Consider the following 20,260-nt stretch of genomic DNA (forward strand, 5'->3'; position numbering starts at 1 on the left):
CACTAGCGGGTCGCCTCGGCCTTGGTGTCGTTGAAGCGGCCATAGCTTTGCAAGCGCTCATAGCGGCGGTCGAGCAACTCCTTGGGCTTGAGGTCGGACACCTGGCGGAAAGCGTCGTTCAGCGCGCGCTTGAGGAAGGCCGACATCTGCTTGCAGTCGCGATGCGCGCCGCCCACGGGCTCGCTGACGATCTTGTCGACCAGGCCCAGCGCTTTCAGGCGGTGTGCGGTGATGCCCAGCGCGTCGGCGGCTTCCTGGGCCTTCTCGCTGGTCTTCCAGAGGATGGAGGCACAGCCTTCGGGGCTGATGACCGAATACACCGAATACTGCAGCATCAGCACCTGGTCACCCACGCTGATCGCCAGCGCGCCGCCGGAGCCGCCCTCGCCGATGATGGTGGTCACGATGGGCACTTCGAGCTGCGCCATCTCGAAGATGTTGCGGCCGATGGCCTCGGACTGGCTGCGCTCCTCGGCATCGATGCCGGGGTAGGCGCCGGGCGTGTCCACGAACGTGAAGACGGGCAGGTGGAACTTTTCCGCCGTCTTCATCAGGCGCAGGGCCTTGCGGTAGCCCTCGGGCTTGCTCATGCCGAAGTTGCGCAGCGCGCGCTCCTTGGTGTCGCGGCCCTTCTGGTGGCCCAGCACCATGCAGGCGTGGCCGTTGAAGCGCGCCAGCCCGCCGACGATGGACAGGTCGTCGGCAAAGTGCCGGTCGCCGTGCAATTCGACGAAATCCGTGAAGATGTCGCGCACGTAGTCGAGCGTGTAGGGCCGCTCGGGGTGGCGCGCGATCTTGGTGATCTGCCAGGGGGTCAGATCGCTGTAGATGTCCTTGGTGAGCTGCTGGCTCTTCTTGCTGAGCTGGTCGATTTCTTCCGAAATATCGACCGCCGACTCGGTCTGCACGTAGCGCAGTTCTTCGATTTTGGTTTCCAGCTCGGCGATGGGCTGTTCGAAATCCAGAAAGGTCTTTTTCGCCAACGTAGTCTCCTGATGCTGCAGCCGCTGTTGCATGGTGTGCGCGGCGGTTGCGGGAACCGGTGTGTCAATAAGCGACCGGCAGAGGATCGAGCGAGCGCCAAATATACCAAGTCGCCACGCTGCAATAAGGCGTCCAGGCGGCGGCCACTTCGCGCGCGTCGCTGCGGCTCACCGGGTCGCCCGAGAAATAGTTGCGGCTGATGCCGTTGAGCAGCCCCAGGTCGTCGAGCGGCAGCACGTTGGGCCGCATGAGATGGAAGATCAGGAACATCTCCGCCGTCCAGCGGCCGATGCCGCGGATCGCCACCAGTTCGGCCACGATGGCCTCGTCGTCCATGTCTTCCCAGGCCTTGACATGCACCGTGCCGGCATCGAAGTGCAGGGCCAGGTCCACCAAGTATTCCACCTTGCGCGCCGACAGGCCGGCGGCGCGCATGTCGTCCACCTTGAGCTTGAGCACGTGGCCCGGCGTCATGCGGCGCGGTAGCGCAGCGAAGCGGTCCCAGACGGCCTGCGCGGCCTTGACCGATATCTGCTGACCCACGATGCTGCGCGCCAGCGTGGTGAAGGCGTCGCCGCGCGTTTCCAGGCAGGCGTCGCCGAACTGCGGGATCAGCCGCTTGAGCACCCGGTCCTTCTTGGACAGATGCAGGCAGGCGTCCTGCCAGTAGTGCGGGGTGGCCAGTTTGGGGCTGGCGCCGGCGGCGGCCACTAGCTGCGCTCCCAGGTTGTGCCGGCGGGCGAATCCTTGAGCACGACGCCCTGTGCCAGCAGGGCGTCGCGGATGCGATCGGCCTCGGCGAAGTTCCTGGCGGCCTTGGCGGCGGCACGCTCGGCGATCAATGCCCCGATCGCAGCCTCGTCTAGCGCAACCCCGGCACGCAGGAAGGCCCGGGGATCGCCCTGCAGCAAGCCGATGGTACCGCCCAGCGCGCGCAGCAGGCCGGCGGCCTGCGCCGATTTGCCGCGGTTCACCTCGCCCGCCAGGTCGAACAGCACGGCCACGGCATCGGGCGTGCCGAAGTCCTCGTCCATCGCGGCCTTGAAGCGCGCGGCGTGGGGCTGGGCCCAGTCGATCTCCACGGACGCGGGCGGCACCAGGTCAAGCGCTGTGTACAGGCGCTTGAGCGACGCGCGGGCATCGTCTAGGTGCACGTCGCTGTAGTTCAGCGGGCTGCGGTAGTGGGCCCGCACGATGAAGAAGCGGATGGTCTCGGCGTCGTACTTCCGCAGCACGTCGCGGATGGTGAAGAAGTTGCCCAGGCTCTTGGACATCTTCTCGTTGTCGATGTTGATGAAGCCGTTGTGCATCCAGAAGCGCGCCAGCGGCTTGCCCGTGGCGCCTTCGCTCTGGGCGATCTCGTTCTCATGGTGCGGGAACTGCAGATCGGCGCCGCCGCCGTGGATGTCAAAGCTCTCGCCGAGCAGCGCGCACGACATGGCCGAGCATTCGATGTGCCAGCCCGGGCGGCCCGGGCCGAACGCGCTGTCCCAGCGGGCTTCTGCGGGCTCCTCGGGCTTGGCGCTCTTCCACAGCACGAAGTCGAGCGGGTCTTCCTTGCCATCCAGCACGGCCACGCGCTCGCCCGCGTGCAGTTCGTCGAGCGACTTGCCCGACAGCCTGCCGTAGCCCGGGCACTTGCGCACCGCGTAGTTCACGTCGCCCTGGGGGACGCGGTAGGCCAGGCCCTTGCCTTCGAGCGTGCCGATCAGCGACAGCATCTGCGGCACGTAGTCGGTGGCGCGCGGCTCGTGCGTGGGCCGCTCGATGCCCAGGGCGTCGGCATCCTGATGCAGCGCCTCTGTCATGCGGGTGGTCAGCGCGCGCAGGGTCTCGCCGTTCTCCACCGCGCGGCGGATGATCTTGTCGTCGATGTCGGTGATGTTGCGCACATAGGTCACGCCCAGGCCCGAGGCGCGCAGCCAGCGCTGCACCACGTCGAATGCCACCATCGAGCGCGCATGGCCCAGGTGGCAGAGGTCGTAGACCGTCATGCCGCAGACGTACATGCGGACATGGCCGGGTTCGAGCGGGGAAAACTCCTCCAATGCACGCGACAGCGTGTTGTAGATGCGCAAGCTCATGAAATCAAGTGGAAGGGGATGCGGCGCGGCAGCAGGAACCCCAGGCGCCGGCATTGGAAGCGGAGGGCTGCGAGACCGTGCCCATGGCCCTTTGCGGACGGCTGGACGAGCGTTGCATGAATACCCCCTCGGCTACAATCCGCCGCAGTATAGCCTGCCGCCAGCGCTTGACACAGCGTCCGTTTACTGTCCATGAAACCCGCCCGCCCGCCCCTCCCCCATGTTCTGCGTCTGCTCGTCCTGGCCGCGCTGCTTGCCGGCCCCGCAGCCCACGCGGACGAGTACGGCGAGATCACCCAGTTGCTGCGCGCAGGCAAATCCGCCGACGCCCTGGCCAAGGCCGACCAGGCCCTGGCCACCAAGCCGCGCGACCCGCAACTGCGCTTCCTGCGCGGCGTGGCCCAGGCCGAAACCGGCAAGCCGGGCGACGCCATCGCCACCTTCACCCGCCTCACCGAAGAATATCCCGAGTTGCCCGAGCCCTACAACAACCTGGCCGTGCTGTATGCCAACCAGAACCAGCTCGACAAGGCCCGCTCCGCGCTCGAAATGGCCATCCGCACCAACCCCAGCTACGCCACCGCGCACGAGAACCTGGGCGACGTGTACGCCAAGCTCGCGAGCCAGGCGTACAACAAGGCGCTGCAGCTCGACGACGCCAGCGCGGCCACGGTCAAGCCCAAGCTCGCGCTGATCCATGAACTGTTCATGCGCGGCCCCGCCGCCGGCAAGAACGGCAGCGGCAAGCCCGCCACCCCCGCGCCGCTGCCGCCCGCGGCGGCAACGCCCGCTGCCCCGAGCCCTGCCGCGCCCGTCGCCGCAGCGGTTCCCCCGGCACCGGCTCCGGCGCCCGCGCAGCCGCCCGTCCCTGCTCCCGCAGCGGCTGCGCAAGCACCCGCCGCTCCGCCAGCCCCCGCCGCCAGCGAATCCGCCGACGAAAAAGACGTGGTCGCCGCCGTGCAGGCGTGGGCCGCTGCCTGGTCCGCCCGCGACGTCAAGACCTATCTGTCGGCCTATGCCAAGGATTTCGACCCGCCGGGAAAGCAGTCACGCAGCGCCTGGGAAAGCGAGCGCCGCCTGCGCATCGAGGGCAAGTCGCGCATCGCCGTGAAGCTCAGCGAGTTGCGCGTGGCCGTCACCGGCGCCAAGGCCGTCGCGCGCTTCCGACAGGACTACAGCGCCGATACGCTGCGCGTGACCAGCCGCAAGACACTGGAGCTGGTCAAAAGCGATGGCCAATGGGCCATCGTCAAGGAATCGACTGGCGCCTGACCGGCGCATGTCACGGGAGCGCGCCCTAGGGCATGCTTGTGCACGACGCTTTTCCCGCCGCATCCGCTTGAACCTCCGCCACTTTCTGCAGCCGCATCTTCTGGGTCGCTGGGCCCGGCTGGCCGTTCTGCTGCCCACTCTCGCCGCCCAGGCGCCGCTCACCCATGCCAAGGAGGAGCGGCGCCACCGCGGCGGCGCCCCGGCCAGGGCCAGCGCGCCGGCAGCAGCGCCTGCCACCACGCCGCTGCTGCGCGACGGCAAGGCCGAAGCCCGCCTGCTGGACATCCAGCAACTGGCTTCCCAGGGCCGCAGCCGCGAGGCCCTGGCGCTGGCCGATGCACTGGTGCGCGACCACCCCAACTTCCAGTTGGCGCAACTGGTGCTGGGCGACCTGCTGACGGCCCGCACCCGGCCCGCGCCGCCGGCGGGCAAGGTGCCCGGCGACGATGTCCCCGCGCTCCCGTCGCAGGCCCAGGCCGGGCTGCAGGCGCTGCGCGAGGAATGGCAGATGCGCGTGGCAGCCAGGCACAGGCGGCCACCAGCGGGCAGCCTGCCGGAGCAGTTTCTCGCCCTGTCCCCGCGCAACCGCCACGCCATCGCGGTGGACACCTCGCGCTCGCGCCTCTACCTGTTCGAGAACACCGGCGCGGGTCTGGCCCTGGTGGCCGATTACTACGCCTCGGTCGGCAAGCTGGGCATCGGCAAATCCACGGAAGGCGACCTGCGCACGCCGCTCGGGGTGTACTTCATCACCAGCCGGCTCGACCCGGCGACGCTGAAGGACTTCTACGGCGCGGGCGCCCTGCCCATCAACTACCCGAACCCGCTCGACCAGCGCCGCGGCAAGACCGGCAGCGGCATCTGGCTGCACGGCTCGCCGCCGGACCAGTTCGTGCGCGCGCCGCTGTCCACCGATGGCTGCGTGGCGCTGTCCAACCCCGACCTGGAGCGCATCGTGCGCACCGTGGAGCCGCGCAGCACGCCCGTGGTCATCGCGCGCGAGCTGCGCTGGGTGGCGCCGGCCAGCATCCAGGACGAGCGCCATGCATTCGAGGCGGTGCTCGACGCCTGGCGCAGCGCCCGCTCGCGCGGCGACATGCGGCAGGTCGCCAGCTTCTATGCGCCCGATTTCAGCAACTACCGCTACAAGACGCTGGACGCATGGCTGCCTGCGCTGCAGGCGCAGACCCAGGCGCTCAAGGGCCGCGAAATACAGCTCAAGGACATGTCCTACCTGCGCTGGACGGACAGCGCAGACACCATGGTGGTAACGTTCGGCGAGGTTCCAGCCGGCGCCCGCACCGGCCCCGTGAAGCGCCAGTACTGGACGCGCCGCGGCAACCAATGGCAAATTTTCTTCGAAGGAGTGATTGGATGATTTCCAAAAGAAAAACCGTGCTGGCGCTCGCAGGCATTGCGGCGGCAGCTATATTTTCAGTAGCAACCACGGCGCATGCGCAGGAAGGCCCCAAGGTCAGGCTCGCCACCACGCTGGGCGACATCGTGGTGCAGCTCGACCCCGCCCGCGCGCCCAAGACGGTGGAGAACTTCGTGCAGTACGTGAACGACAAGCACTACGACGGCACGGTCTTCCACCGCGTGATCGACGGCTTCATGATCCAGGGCGGCGGCTTCACGCCCGACATGCAGCAAAAGCCCACGCGTGCGCCCATCCCGCTGGAGGCGGCCAACGGCCTGAAGAACGACAAGTACACCATCGCCATGGCGCGCACCGGCAACCCCAACTCGGCCACCTCGCAGTTCTTCATCAACGTGAAGGACAACGCCAGCCTCAACGCGCCCCAGCCCGACGGCTACGGCTACGCGGTGTTTGGCAAGGTGGTCGCCGGCATGGACGTGGTGGACAAGATCCGCGCCGTCGTCACCGGCAACAAGGGCCCGCACCAGAACGTGCCGCTCACGCCCGTCGTCATCGAAACGGCCACCGTGCTGAAGTAACCCTTTCCAGGAGAGACCCCATGAGCCAGAACCCCCAGGTAGAACTGCACATCGCCGGCCACGGCGTCGTCACCCTCGAACTCGACGCCGGGAAGGCCCCCAAGTCGGCGGCCAACTTCCTGAACTACGTGAAGAAGGGCCACTACGACGGCACCGTCTTCCACCGCGTGATCGACGGCTTCATGATCCAGGGCGGCGGCTTCACGCCCGACATGCAGCAAAAGCCCACCGACGCCGAGATCGAGAACGAGGCCCACAACGGACTGAAGAACGACAAGTACACCGTCGCCATGGCGCGCACCAGCGCCCCGCATTCGGCCACGGCGCAGTTCTTCATCAACGTGGCCGACAACGGCTTCCTGAACCACACCGCGCCCACCGCGCAGGGCTGGGGCTATGCCGTGTTCGGCAAGGTGGTGGACGGCACCGAGATCATCGACAAGCTCAAGGGCGTGCAGACCGGGCGCAAGGGCTTCCACGACGACGTGCCCAAGGACGACGTGGTGATCGAAAAAGCCGTCGCCCTCTGACCGGCAACGCCATGGACGCGACCGCGCTCGGGTGGGCGGAGCTTGCCGCTCCCGCACACTGGCGCGCGGTCGATTTCATTTCGGACCTGCACCTGCAGGACGGCGAGTCCGCCACCGTGGCGGCCTGGGAGCGCTACCTGCGCGAGACGCCCGCCGATGCGCTGTTCATCCTGGGCGACCTGTTCGAGGTGTGGGTCGGCGACGACGCCGCCGACGATGCCGCCGGCTTCGAGGCCCGGTGCGCCGCCGCGCTGCATGCCGCAGCCGCGCGCATGCCGCTGTATTTCATGCAAGGCAACCGCGACTTCCTGCTCGGCCCGCGGTACGCGGCCCGCGCGGGCATGGCGCTGCTGGCCGACCCCACCGCATTCACCTTTGGCCCGCAGCGCTACCTGCTGAGCCACGGCGACGCGCTGTGCCTAGGCGATACCGACTACCTGCGCTTTCGCGCCGAGGTGCGCGCGCCCGCCTGGCAGGCGGCGTTCCTGGCCCGGCCCCTGGCCGAGCGCCGCGCCATTGCGCGCGGCCTGCGCGACCGCAGCGAGGCGCGCAAGCACGCAGGCATGGCCCATGCCGACGTGGATGCAGTTGCCGCACGCGCATGGCTGCAGGCCGCGCACTGCGCCACGCTGATTCACGGCCACACACACAAGCCCGCCGACCATGCGCTCGGCGACGGCCTGCGGCGCATGGTGCTGAGCGACTGGGACGCCGCCGCCCATCCGCCGCGGCTGCAGGCCCTGCGGCTCGACGCGCAAGGCAGTCTGCGGCGCATCACGCTGCCCGCCTGAGCCCCATGGCGGGTTTCTGGAACTGGCTGGCGCGCAAGCGCGTGGCGCTGCCCGGTGCGCAGCGCGCCATTCCCGCCGCTGCCTGGGACGCCACCCTCGCCCGCTATCCCTTCCTGCAGGCGCTGACGCCGTACGAGCGAGCCCGGCTGCAGGTACTGTGCGGCCTGTTCCTGGCCCGCAAGGAGTTCACCGGCGCGGGCGGGCTGGCGGTCAGCGATGCCATGGCGCTCGACATCGCCGCGCAGGCCTGCCTGCCGCTGCTGCACATCGGTCCGCCGGAGCAGGCGCTGGCGTGGTACGGCGACTTCGTGGGTATCGTGGTGCACCCCGGCGAGGTGGTGGCGCAGCGCGAGGTGGTGGACGATGCGGGCGTGGTTCACCGCTACGACGAGGTGCTGTCGGGCGAAGCCATGGAGCGCGGCCCGGTCATGCTGTCGTGGCAGGACGTGGCCGCCGCCCAGGCCGGCGCGTACAACGTGGTGATCCACGAATTCACCCACAAGATCGACATGCGCGGCGGCGTGGCCGATGGCTGCCCGCCCCTGCCCACCGGCTTCCTGGGCACAGCCCACGCACGCGCAGCACGGCAGGCGTGGATGGCAGTGCTGGAGCCTGCCTATGCGCGGTTCCGCGAACAGGCCATCATCGCCGAGCGCTTCAGCGGCCCCGCTACCTGGCTGGACCCGTATGGCGCCGAATCGCCGGCGGAGTTCTTCGCCGTGGCCTGTGAGGCGTACTTCGTGGCCCGGGCACGCTTCACGGAAGAGTTCCCCACGCTGGCGCCGCTGTTCGACGCCTTCTTCCGCCGCGAAGCGTAAGCTCGCCCTGCCTAGTGCAGTGTTCGATGCTTGGCGGCACCAATAAAAGCGATGCGTTTGGGCGCAGGGCAAGGCGCAAACCGCAGCGATAGCCGTCGCTATCGCGAGGATTTGCAACGCCGCCATGCGGCAAAAGGCGCGGTTTTATGTGCTGCTTAGCGTTGAACACTGCACGAGCGCCCGCGCTGGCGCGGGATCACGATACAAATCAGCCTCCAGCGCCCATTCCATCGGTGCAACCAGCTACCAAATAAGTAGCATCACGCTACCAGTCCAGCAGCCCCGCGATCGCCAGCGCGTAGCCCTGCACGCCGAACCCGCACAGCACGGCGCGTGCCGCGGGTGCGATGTACGAGTGGTGGCGAAACGCCTCGCGCACATGCACGTTACTGATGTGCAGTTCCACCGCGGGCACGCCGGTGCCCTTGATCGCGTCGTGCAGCGCCACGCTGGTGTGGGTGTAGGCCCCGGCGTTGAGCACCACGCCCGCGAGCGTGCCCGCCGCCTGCATGCGGCCCGCCTCGTGTATCCAGTCGACCAGCACACCCTCGTGGTTGCTCTGCCGGAAATCGAGCACGAGACCGTGCGCGGCGCATGCCTGGGCACAGATCTGCTCCACGTCGGCCAGCGTCTTGGTGCCATACACCTGCGGCTCGCGCATACCCAGCAGGTTCAGGTTGGGGCCGTTGAGGACGAGGGCCGTTTTCATGGTGGACATGCGGTGGATTTGCCGGAAGTGGGTCAGGCCCCGATTCTGCCCGCGCCACAGCCGCAGCCACAAGAAAGAGCCCACCGCGCCACCCCATAAGGGGCAGCATGCGCGCCGCAACCGGATGGTGCTCGCTGGTTACCGGTGGTGGCCCCAGCCATGGCCGTGTTGGCGGTAGTAAGCCCCAGGGTAGTAATGCCGCGGCGGCGCGTAATACACCGGCGGCCGGTAGTAGACCGGGGCGGGCGCGTAGTACATGGGCCGCGGCGGCGCCACGTAGACGGGCGGCGCATACACCGGCGCGGCGTAGTAGGCCGGCGGCGCGTACACCGGCGCCGCCGCGCCGAGGCTCACGCCCGGCACGCTCAGTCCGATGGACCATGCCACGTCGCTGCGCGCATGGGCCGCACCCGCAATGCCCAGCAGCCCTGCGGCCAGCGCAGCGGTGGCGAGAGCCCCTTTGAAAGAATGGTTGAGAGTCAACATGTCGGCATCTCCTGGTTGAGGGCCTGCACGGCCCTGCTGATGCAACAACGCATCACGTTGTCAAAAGGATGGCATGGCGCGCACCACTGCGGTGTATCGGTACGTAACGCCCTTGTGGCGCCGCCTAAAATGCGTGGATGAGTTTCCCTCTTCCCGTATTGCCCCCGCACGGTGCCGACCCCGAAGGCACCAAGCCGAACAACTTTTTGCGCCACGTCATCGAAAACGACCTGCAGCAGGGCACCTACGCCACGCGGCACTGGGCCGGCAGCCCCGGCGATGCCGCACATCAACAGGCTGGCGCCAGCGACCCCGCGCGCATCCGCACCCGCTTTCCGCCCGAGCCCAACGGCTACCTGCACGTGGGCCACGCCAAGAGCATCTGCCTGAACTTCGGCCTGGCGCGCGACTACGCGGGCGTATGCCACCTGCGGTTCGACGACACCAACCCCGAGCGGGAAGAGCAGGAGTATGTCGATTCCATCGTCGACGCGGTGCAGTGGCTGGGCTTCGACTGGCAAGCCAACGGCACCTGCCACCTGTACTACGCAAGCAACTATTTCGACTTCATGTTCCGGGCCGCCGAGTACCTGATCGGCGCGGGCCACGCCTACGTCGACGAGCAGACGCCCGAGGAGATGCGCGCGCGCCGCGGCGACTTCAACACCCCCGGCACCGACAGCCCGTTCCGCAGCCGCAGCGCGCAGGAAAACCTGGCGCGCTTCCGCGACATGCGCCAGGGCCTGCTGCCCGACGGCGCTGCCGTGCTGCGCGCCAGGATCGACATGGGGCACCCCAACATCAACCTGCGCGACCCGGCCATCTACCGCATCAAGCACGCCACGCACCACAACACGGGCGACAAGTGGTGCATCTACCCGATGTACACCTTCGCCCACCCCATCGAGGACGCGCTGGAAAACATCACCCACAGCATCTGCACGCTCGAATTCGAGGACCAGCGCCCGTTCTACGACTGGCTGCTCGACCGCCTGCGCGAAGGCGGCCTCATCAACGCGCCGCAGCCGCGCCAGTACGAGTTTGCACGGCTCAACCTCACCTACGTCGTCACCAGCAAGCGCCGGCTCAAGCAACTCGTGGACGATGGCCACGTCGCGGGCTGGGACGACCCGCGCATGCCCACCATCGTCGGCCTGCGCCGACGCGGCTATACGCCCGAGAGCATCCAACTCTTCTGCGAGCGCATCGGCGTGACCAAGGACTATTCCTGGATCGACTACAGCGCCCTGGAAGGCGCGCTGCGCGACGACCTGGAGCACAAGGCCCACCGCGGCATGGTGGTGCTGTACCCGGTCAAGCTCGTGCTGACCAACTGGGACGAACTCATGGGCGCGGGCCACCTCGAGCCCTGCACCCTGCCCGCCCTGCCGCACCCGCCAGAAGGCCAACCGGAGCCCGCCGCGCGCCGCTTCACCATAGGCCGCGAGGTATGGATAGAGCGCGACGATTTCGCCGAAGTGCCGCCCAAGGGCTACAAGCGCCTGTTCCCCGGCAACCGCGTGCGCCTGAAGGGCGGCTACGTCATCGAGTGCACCGGCTGCCTGAAGGATGCGGCGGGCGACATCACCGAGGTGCATGCCACCGTGGTGCCCGACACCAAAAGCGGCACGCCCGGCGCCGACAGCGTGAAGGTCAAGGCCGCCATCACCTGGGTCGGCGTGGCCGACGGCGTGGCGGCGCAGGTGCGGCTGTACGACCGCCTGTTCACCGACCCGCAGCCCGACGCGGGCGGCAAGGACTTCATCGCGCTGCTCAACCCTGGCAGCCTGCGAACCGTGCGCGCCTACGTGGAGCCCTCGCTGGCCGCGGCGCAGCCCGACCAGAAGTTCCAGTTCGAGCGCGTGGGCTACTTCGTCGCCGACCGCAAGGACCACCGCCCGGGCCAGCCGGTGTTCAACCGCATCACCAGCCTGAAGGACAGTTGGGGCAAGTAGCCCTTGTACGCCCGACGGCTCGGGAAAAGGCGCCTTTCGTCCGCTTTTTTCAGCGCCGGGGGCCGCCCCAAGATGAAAAGCGCCCCCTCGGGGGCAGCAGCCCGCGCCGTGGCCGAGCGTGAGGGGCATTTTCATGCCCATACCCGGAGTGCGTTGTCCCCCGCGCCGGTGCATACCCCTGTGGACAACCCCGGGGCATGCGCCACGGAACCGCGCCCAGGCTGGCTTTCGCCACGGTGCCTGCCAAAGAGGCAATGCGCCCTACCCCTGGTCGAACGCTATGTCCACCGGCACCTGCAGCGCCGTGGCCAGGTGGTTGGTCTTGCCCGCCAGCCCGACGATGGCCAGCAGCTCGGCGTGTTGCGCCGCAGTCATGCCCCGGGCCTTGGCCGCGGCGGTGTGCGAGTGCACGCAATAGCCGCAGCCGTTGGCGACCGATACGGCGATGTAGAGCATCTCCTTGGTCAACGGGTCCAGCGCGGAAGGCGTTGCCATCACGCGCTTGACCTCGGCCCAGGTGGATTCGAGCAGCGCGGGGTCGAACGCCAGGTAGCGCCACATGTTGTTGATGGAGTCCGTCTTGCGCGTGGCGCGGATGTCGTCGAACACGGCCCGCACGCGCGGGTCGGCCTCGGGGCTGGCAGGTGGAGATTGGGTAGACATGCGCGCATTGTGCTGCGCGCCGACCCGGGCGGCTACTGCTCTACGGCGCTGCCGCGACAGGTGCCAGCAGCGCCGCCAGCCGCACGGCCTGTGCCGGGCTCAGGCGGCGCGCGGGCCCGGTGGAAGCAGTGCCGCACCGCGGCCGCGCGGCCGCAGACGCCTTCGCCCCAGGACGGGTTGTCGAGGCAGAGCGCGAGGATGCGTGCTTTGCCCAGCGTCTGCTCCATCTCCACCGCGTAGAGCAGCTCGCGCAGCTTGCACGCCGCCCTCTACAAGCTCGACGCCGCTGGCGCCAAGCTGCCCCAGGCCATGGCCAGGAAGGCCAGAAAGGTGCCCGGCACCAGCACCAGACCCAGGCGCAGCGGGTCGTGCTCCAGCATCTGCACGGCGAAGAACAGCGGCAGGCCGATGAGCGGCGCGGGCAGCATCTGCCAGAACTTGCCGCGCTTGGGCGCGGCCAGGTCGGGCGGCGCGGCCACCAGCACGCCCACGCCCGCGGCGGCGCCCGCCGCAGCGTCGATCAGCCCGTGCACGGCCAGAAAGACCAGCAGGAAGCCCAGCGCGACCGACAGGCCGTTGAGCACGTAGTAGCTCAGCGCCACGCGCAGCGCGGCGCGCAGGTGGCGCTCGATGCCGGCGGTCATCGCACGCGCCGCGGCGCGGACGGCGCGCGGCGGCCCGGTTTGCGCGCCGCGGATTCCTCGCGCGCGGCCAGCCGCGCGGCCTGGCGCTCGGCGTCGATCTTCTTGCCTTCGGCCAGCCAGCGCGCGAATTCCTGCGGCGTCTCCAGCGTGATGCGGCCCAGCGCGGCGCTGCGGAAGTCGTGCAGCACGATCTCCGCCGTCTTCTGCAGGTTGACGCGCCCGCCGCCCTGCAGCGCGCCGCGGCGCCGGCCGATGGCTTCGAGCAGTTCGTGCTCGGGCATCTCCTCCAGCAGCGGCGCATCTATTGCGTAGCGCGCCGCGAGCAGCGGCGCGTAGGGTCCGCGCAGGTAGGCCAGCAGCTCCAGCGCCACTTCTTCATCGTCGAACGCGTTGCGGCCCACGGCGCCGCTGGCGGCCAGGTTGAAACCGCTCTGCGCCACGATGATGCGTGGCCACAGCACGCCGGGCGTGTCGTAGAGGTAGAAGTCGTCGGCCAGCAGCAGGCGCTGCTCCTGGCGGGTGACGCCGGCCTCGTCGCCGGTCTTGGCCTGGCGGCGGCCCACCAGCCGGTTGATGAGCGTGGACTTGCCCACGTTGGGGATGCCGCACACCAGCACGCGCATGGGCCGCACCAGGCCGCCGCGCTGCGGCGCCAGCGCCTGGCAGGCCTGCACGATCTGCGCGGCGGGGGCGCGCGCGGCCTCCAGCGCCAGGGCGCGGGTGTCGGCCTGGGCGTTGAAGTACGCCAGCCACAGCGCGGTACGCCCGGCGTCGGCCAGGTCTTCCTTGTTCAGTATCTTGAGCTTGGGGCGGCCCGCCGTCAGCGTGGCGAGCAAGGGGTTGGCGCTGGAGCCCGGCAGGCGGGCGTCGAGCACCTCGACCACCACGTCGGTGTTCTCCATGCGCTCGGCGATCGCCTTGCGCGTGAGGTGCATGTGGCCGGGAAACCATTGGATGGCCATGGGGGGCTCTTTCGTTTTTTCCGCAAGGGGAAGCGGGCTCCAAGGATAATCCTGGAAACGGCAGTTGACCGCTTTGCATCCCTTGCCAGGCCGCATGCAATCAGGCGTTGACGGCTTCGATGGGGTTCACCTCGTGGGTGAGCGCGCCATGCGCCTGCCAGCACCGCGCTCGGGGTGCCATGCGGCGTTGCTCCTCCTTGCGGGCAGCAGCCCGTCGCGTCTCGTCACGTCGTGCCTGGCACCCCGATCACGGCACCGGCGGAGCGCATCCAACTGCCGTTTCCAGGATAATCGCGCTTCACTCACCCTCTGGCTGTACCGGCCCCGCGCCGGCCCTGTGCCACACCCCCATGCCCCTGCCCCCCTTCCGCGGCCAACGCCCGCAGAGCACCAGCCGCAAGGCTGACAACGAACTGCTGTTCAAGGGCCTGGCCTGCGCCCTGATCGGCGCGGTCGTGCTGCTGGCGCCCTATCTTGCCCGCGCCGACAGCGTGCGCGGCCTCATGCAGCAGGCGTACCTGGTCGGCTGGTTCGCGCTGGTGCTGGGCGGCGCCTTCCTGGTGCGCTACGCGCTGCTGCGGTGGCGCAGGAAGCGCTGAAGGCGGCGGGCACGGAGCATATACTCCCCCTACCACCTTCCATCTACCGCAATTATAAAGCCAACTTTAACATCATACTCCCAGGGAGTATGGCATAAACCACCCTCCCCTCACAGGGCTGGGGCGCTGCTCGGAATGTGCAGCCGCATGGGTGAAACGTACTGCGCGCGGTAGACCTCGAAGGGCATGGTGTCGGCGGCCTCGATGGCCTGCTGGGCGGCCACCGATTCCCGCGCTTCGCGCGCGAAGCGCTCTTCCAGCGCGGGTGCGAACGGCAGCGCCAGCAGCTCGCGCTGGGCCTGCAGCGAACGCACGCGGGTGAAGGGGATGAACGCATCGCCATGGTCCTGCCGCATGGCCGCCAGCACGCGCGCCGAGGGCGCCGCATGCGGGTCGCGCAGCACGGCCCGGGCCGCCTGCACGGCGTCGCGGTGGCGGCTGCCGCCAAAGGCGGCGTCCAGCGCCTCGGCCACGGGCTCGCAGCCGCGCAGCACCTCGGCGCCCCAGGCGTCGAGCGGCACCTGCTGGCCGCCGCGCTCCAGCAGCAGGCCGGGCTCGCGCCCGCGCGCCGCCGTGTGGTGCTGGTTGCGCTTCAACTCGTCGATCTCCTGCGGCGTGTCGGGCGGGCTGTCGGCCAGCAGGCAGTGCAGCAGGAACACGTCGAGGAAGTGCATGGTCTGCGCGCCGATGCCCAGCGGCTCGAACGGGTCCAGGTCCATGCAACGCACCTCCACGTATTCCACGCCGCGCTCGCGCAGCGCGTGCAGCGGGCGCTCGCCGGGGAAGATGACACGCTTGGGGCGGATGGTGCCGTAGAACTCGTTCTCGATCTGCAGCAGCGAGGGGCTCAACTGGTTGTACTCGCCGCCCAGGTTGCGGATGCCGATGGCCTCGTAGTCGGGCCAGGGCCGCGTGATGGCGTCGTGCAGCGAGGCGGCGTAGCCCTCCAGGCTGTTGTAGCTCACCGCCAGCGACGCCTGCGCGTCGCTCTGGTAGCCCAGCCGGCCCATGCGCAGCGAGGTGCCGTGCGGCATGCCCATCGTGCTGGCGCCCATCGCCTGCAAATCGTGCGGACGCCCGGCCACGAAGCTGGAGCACACGGCGGGCGATGCGCCGAACAGGTACAGCAGCAAAAAGGCGTGGCGGCGGAAGTTGCGTATCAGCGCAAAATATTCCTCGCTGGAGAGGCCCGGCAGCGACCAGTTGTAGTGGATGCCCGAAATCGTCTGCATGCGCCGCCCGTAGCGGTGGCCCAGGCCCATGCGGTAGACGCTCTTGGCGCGGCCCACGTTGGAGCCGCCGTAGCGGCCCAGGGGGATCGTCTCGTCGGTGGGCAGGCCGCAGGGCATGCTCGACACCCACAGCATCTCGTCGCCCGCGTCGCGCAGCACGCGGTAGGTGAACTGGTGGATCTCGCGCAGCTCCTGCAGGCAGTCGTCCACGCTGGCGTGCACGCCGGTGACGAATTCGAGCTGCGACTCGCTGAAATCGGTGGTGATGTGCGGGTGCGTGAGCGCCGAGCCCAGCGCCGCCGGGTGCGGCGTGAGCGCCAGGCTGCCGCCGGGCAGCGCGCGCAGGCTCTCCTTCTCGACGCCGCGGCGCATGCCTTGCAGGCGCGCGGTACCGAGTCCCTCCAGCCCTTGCGTCAGGTTCGTCATATGGTTAGAAGCGGAATGTCTGCATGGGGGCGCAACGGTAGCACGGGAGGGCGCGCGGGGTGGGTTGCGGGGTTTTGCGCCTGGGCAAGCAGGCCGCTCTGGTCCCGCCAGCCCCATCCCATCGCACGCATCTTCCCTGAGCTCCAATATGGAAGCGCTCAGGAAACGCTCAGGAAACGCTCAGTTGGCAAAACGAATCGGCCTCGAATTCTGCCGCATGGGCCGGCGATCGCTTGACCTGACGGGCTGAGTCTGGCGTCGGCGGGGCCGCCCGCACGCTACGATACCGGCCCCGCCACCTGTTTTGCATGAAGAACCGCGCCAGCGCATGCCCGCCCCCTGCATCATGGTCCTCGGCACCACCAGCGGTGCCGGCAAGAGTTGGCTCGCCACGGCGCTGTGCCGCTTCTACAGCAACCAGGGCCTGAAGGTGGCGCCGTTCAAGGCGCAGAACATGAGCAACAACGCGCGCGTGGTGGATGGTGGCGAGATCGGCAGCGCGCAGTACTTCCAGTCGCTGGCCGCGCGCGCGCAGCCCGACGTGCGCATGAACCCCGTGCTGCTCAAGCCCGAGGCCGATACGCGCAGCCAGGTCGTGCTGCTGGGCCAGGTGGATGACGAACTCACGCGCATGCCCTGGCGCGGGCGCAGCGAACGCGTATGGCCCGCCGTGGCGGATGCGCTGGACCGGCTCCGCGCCGAGAACGACGTGGTGGTCATCGAGGGCGCGGGCTCGCCCGCCGAGATCAACCTGCATGCGAGCGACATCGTGAACATGCGCGTGGCGCGCCATGCGCAGGCGCGCTGCCTGCTGGTGACCGACATCGACAGGGGCGGCGCGTTCGCGCATCTCTACGGCACCTGGGCGCTGCTGCCTCCCGATGAGCGCGCGCTGATCCATGGCTTCGTGCTCAACAAATTCCGCGGCGACGCCGCGCTGCTCGCCCCGGGGCCGCAGATGCTGCAGGAGCTGACCGGCGTGCCCACGGTGGCCACGATCCCCATGCAGTGGAACCACGGCCTGCCCGAAGAAGACGGTGTGTTCGATGACCGCAGCGCGGGCGCGGCGGGCGCGGCAGTGCACACGCGCATCGCCGTGGTGGCCTACCCGCGCATCAGCAACCTCGACGAGTTCCAGCCGCTCAAGAACGTGCCGGGCGTGCGCCTGTCATGGGCGCGCGGCCCGGCGGACGTGGACGGGGCGGACTGGATCGTGCTGCCGGGCTCCAAGGCCACGGCGGCGGACCTGGCCTGGCTGCGCGCGCAGGGGCTGGGCGGATCAATAGCCGCCCATGCGGCGCGCGGCGGGCGCGTGCTGGGCATCTGCGGCGGGCTGCAGATGCTGGGCGAGGCGCTGGTCGACCCGCACGGCATCGACGGCACGGACGCCGCAGGCGGCCCCCTGGGCCACGTGCCTGGCCTGGGCCTGCTGCCGCTCGTGACCATGTTCGCGCCGGCCAAGACGGTGCGCCGCGCCGCGCCTGTGTTCGGCACCGTTGCGAGGCCGTGGGCGGCGCTCGCGGGCGTGGCGGTGCAGGGCTACGAGATCCACCATGGCCAGACCCTGCCGCACCCCGGCATGGCGGCGGGCGGCGGCGCGGCGCGCGCGGTGCTGCCCGGTGGGCTGGGCTGGCAGAACGCGGTGGGCAACGTGCTGGGCCTGTACCTGCACGGCATGTTCGAGAGCGACGCCGTGCTACGCGCGCTGTTCGGCGCGAGCGCGCCCACGCTCGACGCCGTGTTCGACCGCATGGCCGACGGCGTGGGCCGCTGGTTCGCGCCACGGGCGCTGGCGCTTTCATAGCAAAAAAGGGCTCCAGCGCTTGATCCACGGGCGCTGGCAGCTATCAAAATCCAGAAACGGCAGTTGACCGCTTTGTATCCTGCCGTGGTGTACTCGGCGTTTCGGCAACCCTTTCCCCCCCTTCATTGCCATGACGACGACGATCGACGACATCCAAGACCCCGCGCTGGCCGCGCGCCTGCAGCACCTGCTGGACCACAAGACCAAGCCCGTGGGCGCGCTGGGCCGGCTGGAGGCGCTGGCGCTGCGCATCGGCCTGGTGCTGGGCACCGAGGCGCCCGCGCTGCAGGCGCCTCAGATGCTGGTGTGCGCCGCCGACCACGGCCTGGCCGCGCGCGGCGTGTCGGCCTACCCGAGCGACGTGACCTGGCAGATGGTGGAGAACTTCCTCGCCGGCGGCGCGGCGGTCAGCGTGCTGGCGCGCCAGCACGGGCTGGCGCTGACGGTGGTCGATTGCGGTGTGCGGCACGACTTCCAGCCACGCCCGGCCCTGGTGGTGCGCAAGGTGGCGCCAGGCACGCGGGACGCATCCGCCGGTCCGGCGATGACGCCCGCCGAGCGCGACGCCGCCATCGCCAACGGGCGCGAGGTGGTGCGCGCGCTGCCCGGCAACGCGCTGCTGCTGGGCGAGATGGGCATCGGCAACACCTCCGCCGCGTCGCTGCTGCTGGCGCGGCTGGAAGGGCTGGACATCGCCGATTGCACCGGCGCGGGCACGGGGCTGGATGCCGCCGGCCTGGCGCGCAAGACCGCCGTGCTGCGCGAGGTGCTGGCCCTGCACGCGCAAGCCGCAGCGCCGCTCGATGCGCTGGCCGCCCTTGGCGGGCTGGAGATCGCCACCCTCGTGGGCGCGGTGCTGCAGGCCGCCGCCGAGCGGCGCGTCATCGTGGTCGATGGCTTCATCACCGGCGCTGCGGTGCTGGTGGCCGCGCGTATTGCGCCCGCCGTGCTGCAGCGCTGCGTGTTTGCCCACCGCTCGGGCGAGCGCGGCCATGCGCTGATGCTGGAGCGGCTGGACGCGCAGCCGCTGCTGGATCTGGACCTGCGGCTCGGCGAGGGCTCGGGCGCGGCGCTCGCGTGGCCGCTGCTGGTGTCGGCCTGCGCCGTACTGCGCGAGATGGCGAGCTTCGAGTCCGCGGGCGTGTCGCAGCGCGGCGCGTAGTGGCGCGCGCGTTCTCTTTCCTACAGGCTACCGACCCGGTTGCGCCCGCTGTGCTTGGCCCGGTAGAGCGCGTGGTCGGCGCGCGCCAGCATGGCGTCGATGCCGTCCCCGGGGCCCTGCAGAGTGGCGAGGCCGATGCTCACCGTGCAGCGCGGCAGGCTGGGGCTGGGCATGGAGACGCGCTGGCGGATGCGTTCGGCGGCCACCTGGGCGGCGGGCAGGTCGGTTTCGGGCAGCAGGGCGACGAATTCCTCGCCGCCGTAGCGGCCGAAGCGGTCCTGGATGCGCAGCGTGTCGCGCACCCGGCGCGCGAAGCCGGCCAGCACGCGGTCGCCGGTCTGGTGGCCGTAGGTGTCGTTGACGGCCTTGAAGTGGTCCAGATCCAGCAGCAGCAGCGCCATGGCGTGGCCGCGGCGGCGCGAGCGCTCCAGCTCCTCCGCGCAGGCGTCGAGCAGCGCGCGGCGCGAGAGCGCGCCGGTCAGCGCGTCGTGCGTGGCGAGCTGCTCGAACACCCCGCGCAGCCGCTCGGTGACCATGAGGATGACGCCCAGGTTGGCGAGCGGCATGGTGATCGCGGAGCCAATGAAGTAGAAGGTCAGTGCCAGCGTCTTGCCCGCCGGGTCGGCGTAGCCGCTCCACCATCCGAAGGTGAAGCACAACAGCATCAGCTTGACGGCGATGGCCGCCAGCGCGGTATAGAACGTCAGGCGCGTGCCCAGCGTGGGCTGGAGCCGGCGCGCCAGCAGCCATGCATGGCGGGCGCAGACCACGGCGATGCTGGCCGCCATGGTGGCGGCGCGCGCCTCGAAGTCGTCGCGCCCGTAGGTGAACCAGGCCAGCAGCGCGACCACCGCCGCAAGCGGCACGCTCCAGCGCCAGGGCGCGGGCTCCAGGTCCACCATCTGCTGGCTGCCGGCGTAGTAGAGCCACAGGCCCGTGAGCAGCAGCAGGTTGGCCGCGAGGATCGAGATCGCGTCGGGAATCATCCCGCGCAGCCCGATCAGTGCCGACGCGATGCCGCACAGCAGCGGCGCCGCGGCCCAGGCGCGCAGGCTGCGCAGGTGCGGGTAGCTGCGCCGCAGCGCGAACAGCACGAACGCCATCTGCAGGCTCAGCACCGCCAGCACTAGCAGGATGCTGCGGGCTTCCAGGCCCAGGTGGAGCTGCGGCATAGGGCGTG

General features: G+C 69.6%; 21 protein-coding genes. 10 read left to right on the forward strand and 11 right to left on the reverse strand.

Annotated elements, in window-relative coordinates; genetic code table 11:
* Positions 1-2: 2 nt before the first annotated feature.
* The 3 genes from PY257_RS08780 to cysS all read right to left on the reverse strand — a co-directional run bounded on the left by PY257_RS08780 (position 3) and on the right by cysS (position 3,068).
* On the reverse strand, positions 3-983 hold the full coding sequence (locus tag PY257_RS08780; protein WP_275740990.1) for an acetyl-CoA carboxylase carboxyltransferase subunit alpha: 981 nt from the start codon (positions 981-983) through the stop codon (positions 3-5).
* A 64-nt stretch (positions 984-1,047) separates the two neighbouring features.
* Entirely contained in the window at positions 1,048-1,710 is a 663-nt protein-coding gene (locus PY257_RS08785; RefSeq protein ID WP_419095683.1) for a DNA-3-methyladenine glycosylase family protein, read from the reverse strand.
* Positions 1,695-3,068 (reverse strand): cysteine--tRNA ligase, encoded by a 1,374-nt coding sequence (gene cysS, locus PY257_RS08790; RefSeq protein ID WP_275740992.1) that lies wholly within the window; start codon positions 3,066-3,068, stop codon positions 1,695-1,697. Before cysS ends, PY257_RS08785 begins: the two co-directional genes overlap by 16 nt.
* A 192-nt stretch (positions 3,069-3,260) precedes the next feature.
* On the opposite strand from cysS, the gene PY257_RS08795 reads away from it, so the two are divergent.
* The 6 genes from PY257_RS08795 (at position 3,261) to PY257_RS08820 (ending at position 8,438) form a co-directional block, all read left to right on the forward strand.
* Positions 3,261-4,340, forward strand: coding sequence for a L,D-transpeptidase Cds6 family protein (locus tag PY257_RS08795; RefSeq protein ID WP_275740993.1), 1,080 nt, complete (start codon positions 3,261-3,263; stop codon positions 4,338-4,340).
* 67 nt (positions 4,341-4,407) lie between these two features.
* Positions 4,408-5,718 carry a L,D-transpeptidase family protein gene (locus tag PY257_RS08800; RefSeq protein WP_275740994.1) on the forward strand — a complete coding sequence of 437 codons (1,311 nt, stop codon included), beginning with the start codon at positions 4,408-4,410 and terminating at the stop codon, positions 5,716-5,718.
* Positions 5,715-6,299: a peptidylprolyl isomerase gene (locus PY257_RS08805; RefSeq protein ID WP_275740995.1), complete on the forward strand. Its 585-nt coding sequence runs from the start codon at positions 5,715-5,717 to the stop codon at positions 6,297-6,299. The genes PY257_RS08800 and PY257_RS08805 overlap by 4 nt, the downstream gene beginning before the upstream one ends.
* Before the next feature lie 20 nt (positions 6,300-6,319).
* Entirely contained in the window at positions 6,320-6,829 is a 510-nt protein-coding gene (locus tag PY257_RS08810; protein WP_275740996.1) for a peptidylprolyl isomerase, read from the forward strand.
* Between the two features lie 11 nt (positions 6,830-6,840).
* On the forward strand, positions 6,841-7,620 hold the full coding sequence (locus PY257_RS08815; protein WP_275740997.1) for a UDP-2,3-diacylglucosamine diphosphatase: 780 nt from the start codon (positions 6,841-6,843) through the stop codon (positions 7,618-7,620).
* A gap of 5 nt (positions 7,621-7,625) precedes the next feature.
* On the forward strand, positions 7,626-8,438 hold the full coding sequence (locus PY257_RS08820) for a M90 family metallopeptidase (RefSeq protein ID WP_275740998.1): 813 nt from the start codon (positions 7,626-7,628) through the stop codon (positions 8,436-8,438).
* Positions 8,439-8,703: 265 nt separating this feature from the next.
* Here the strand turns inward: PY257_RS08820 and aroQ are convergent, their stop codons facing one another.
* Positions 8,704-9,147: a type II 3-dehydroquinate dehydratase gene (aroQ, locus tag PY257_RS08825; protein ID WP_419095678.1), complete on the reverse strand. Its 444-nt coding sequence runs from the start codon at positions 9,145-9,147 to the stop codon at positions 8,704-8,706.
* Positions 9,148-9,285: 138 nt separating this feature from the next.
* Entirely contained in the window at positions 9,286-9,633 is a 348-nt protein-coding gene (locus tag PY257_RS08830) for a hypothetical protein (protein ID WP_275741000.1), read from the reverse strand.
* A 137-nt stretch (positions 9,634-9,770) separates the two neighbouring features.
* Between PY257_RS08830 and PY257_RS08835 the strand changes: the two genes are divergently transcribed.
* Complete coding sequence (locus PY257_RS08835) at positions 9,771-11,588, forward strand: glutamine--tRNA ligase/YqeY domain fusion protein (RefSeq protein WP_275741001.1); 1,818 nt, start codon at positions 9,771-9,773, stop codon at positions 11,586-11,588.
* Between the two features lie 261 nt (positions 11,589-11,849).
* On the opposite strand, the gene PY257_RS08840 is transcribed toward PY257_RS08835, so the two are convergent.
* From PY257_RS08840 to ylqF, 4 genes are read right to left on the reverse strand one after another with little or no spacing between them, the layout of a single operon-like run.
* Positions 11,850-12,251, reverse strand: a complete 402-nt coding sequence (locus PY257_RS08840) for a carboxymuconolactone decarboxylase family protein (RefSeq protein WP_275741002.1) — start codon at positions 12,249-12,251, stop codon at positions 11,850-11,852.
* A gap of 32 nt (positions 12,252-12,283) precedes the next feature.
* Positions 12,284-12,478: a hypothetical protein gene (locus tag PY257_RS08845; protein ID WP_275741003.1), complete on the reverse strand. Its 195-nt coding sequence runs from the start codon at positions 12,476-12,478 to the stop codon at positions 12,284-12,286.
* A 42-nt stretch (positions 12,479-12,520) separates the two neighbouring features.
* Positions 12,521-12,895 carry a hypothetical protein gene (locus tag PY257_RS08850; RefSeq protein WP_275741004.1) on the reverse strand — a complete coding sequence of 125 codons (375 nt, stop codon included), beginning with the start codon at positions 12,893-12,895 and terminating at the stop codon, positions 12,521-12,523.
* A complete protein-coding gene (ylqF, locus tag PY257_RS08855) occupies positions 12,892-13,857 on the reverse strand; it encodes a ribosome biogenesis GTPase YlqF (RefSeq protein ID WP_275741005.1) in 966 nt (321 codons plus the stop codon). The genes PY257_RS08850 and ylqF overlap by 4 nt, the downstream gene beginning before the upstream one ends.
* A 350-nt stretch (positions 13,858-14,207) precedes the next feature.
* Here ylqF and PY257_RS08860 point away from each other — a divergent pair, with 350 nt between their 5' ends.
* A complete protein-coding gene (locus PY257_RS08860) occupies positions 14,208-14,456 on the forward strand; it encodes a hypothetical protein (protein WP_275741006.1) in 249 nt (82 codons plus the stop codon).
* Positions 14,457-14,566: 110 nt separating this feature from the next.
* Here PY257_RS08860 and gshA read toward each other — a convergent pair whose 3' ends face one another.
* The gene (gshA, locus tag PY257_RS08865) at positions 14,567-16,114 is read right to left on the reverse strand and encodes a glutamate--cysteine ligase (protein ID WP_275741007.1); all 1,548 of its coding nucleotides are present in this window, start codon (positions 16,112-16,114) and stop codon (positions 14,567-14,569) included.
* Between the two features lie 328 nt (positions 16,115-16,442).
* On the opposite strand from gshA, the gene PY257_RS08870 reads away from it, so the two are divergent.
* Entirely contained in the window at positions 16,443-17,918 is a 1,476-nt protein-coding gene (locus PY257_RS08870) for a cobyric acid synthase (RefSeq protein WP_275741008.1), read from the forward strand.
* A 130-nt stretch (positions 17,919-18,048) separates the two neighbouring features.
* Positions 18,049-19,080, forward strand: coding sequence for a nicotinate-nucleotide--dimethylbenzimidazole phosphoribosyltransferase (cobT, locus tag PY257_RS08875; RefSeq protein WP_275741009.1), 1,032 nt, complete (start codon positions 18,049-18,051; stop codon positions 19,078-19,080).
* Positions 19,081-19,100: 20 nt separating this feature from the next.
* Here the strand turns inward: cobT and PY257_RS08880 are convergent, their stop codons facing one another.
* Positions 19,101-20,252 carry a GGDEF domain-containing protein gene (locus PY257_RS08880; RefSeq protein WP_275741010.1) on the reverse strand — a complete coding sequence of 384 codons (1,152 nt, stop codon included), beginning with the start codon at positions 20,250-20,252 and terminating at the stop codon, positions 19,101-19,103.
* Positions 20,253-20,260: the final 8 nt, after the last annotated feature.

Source organism: Curvibacter soli (genome assembly GCF_029211125.1).
Lineage (GTDB): Bacteria > Pseudomonadota > Gammaproteobacteria > Burkholderiales > Burkholderiaceae_C > Curvibacter_A > Curvibacter_A soli.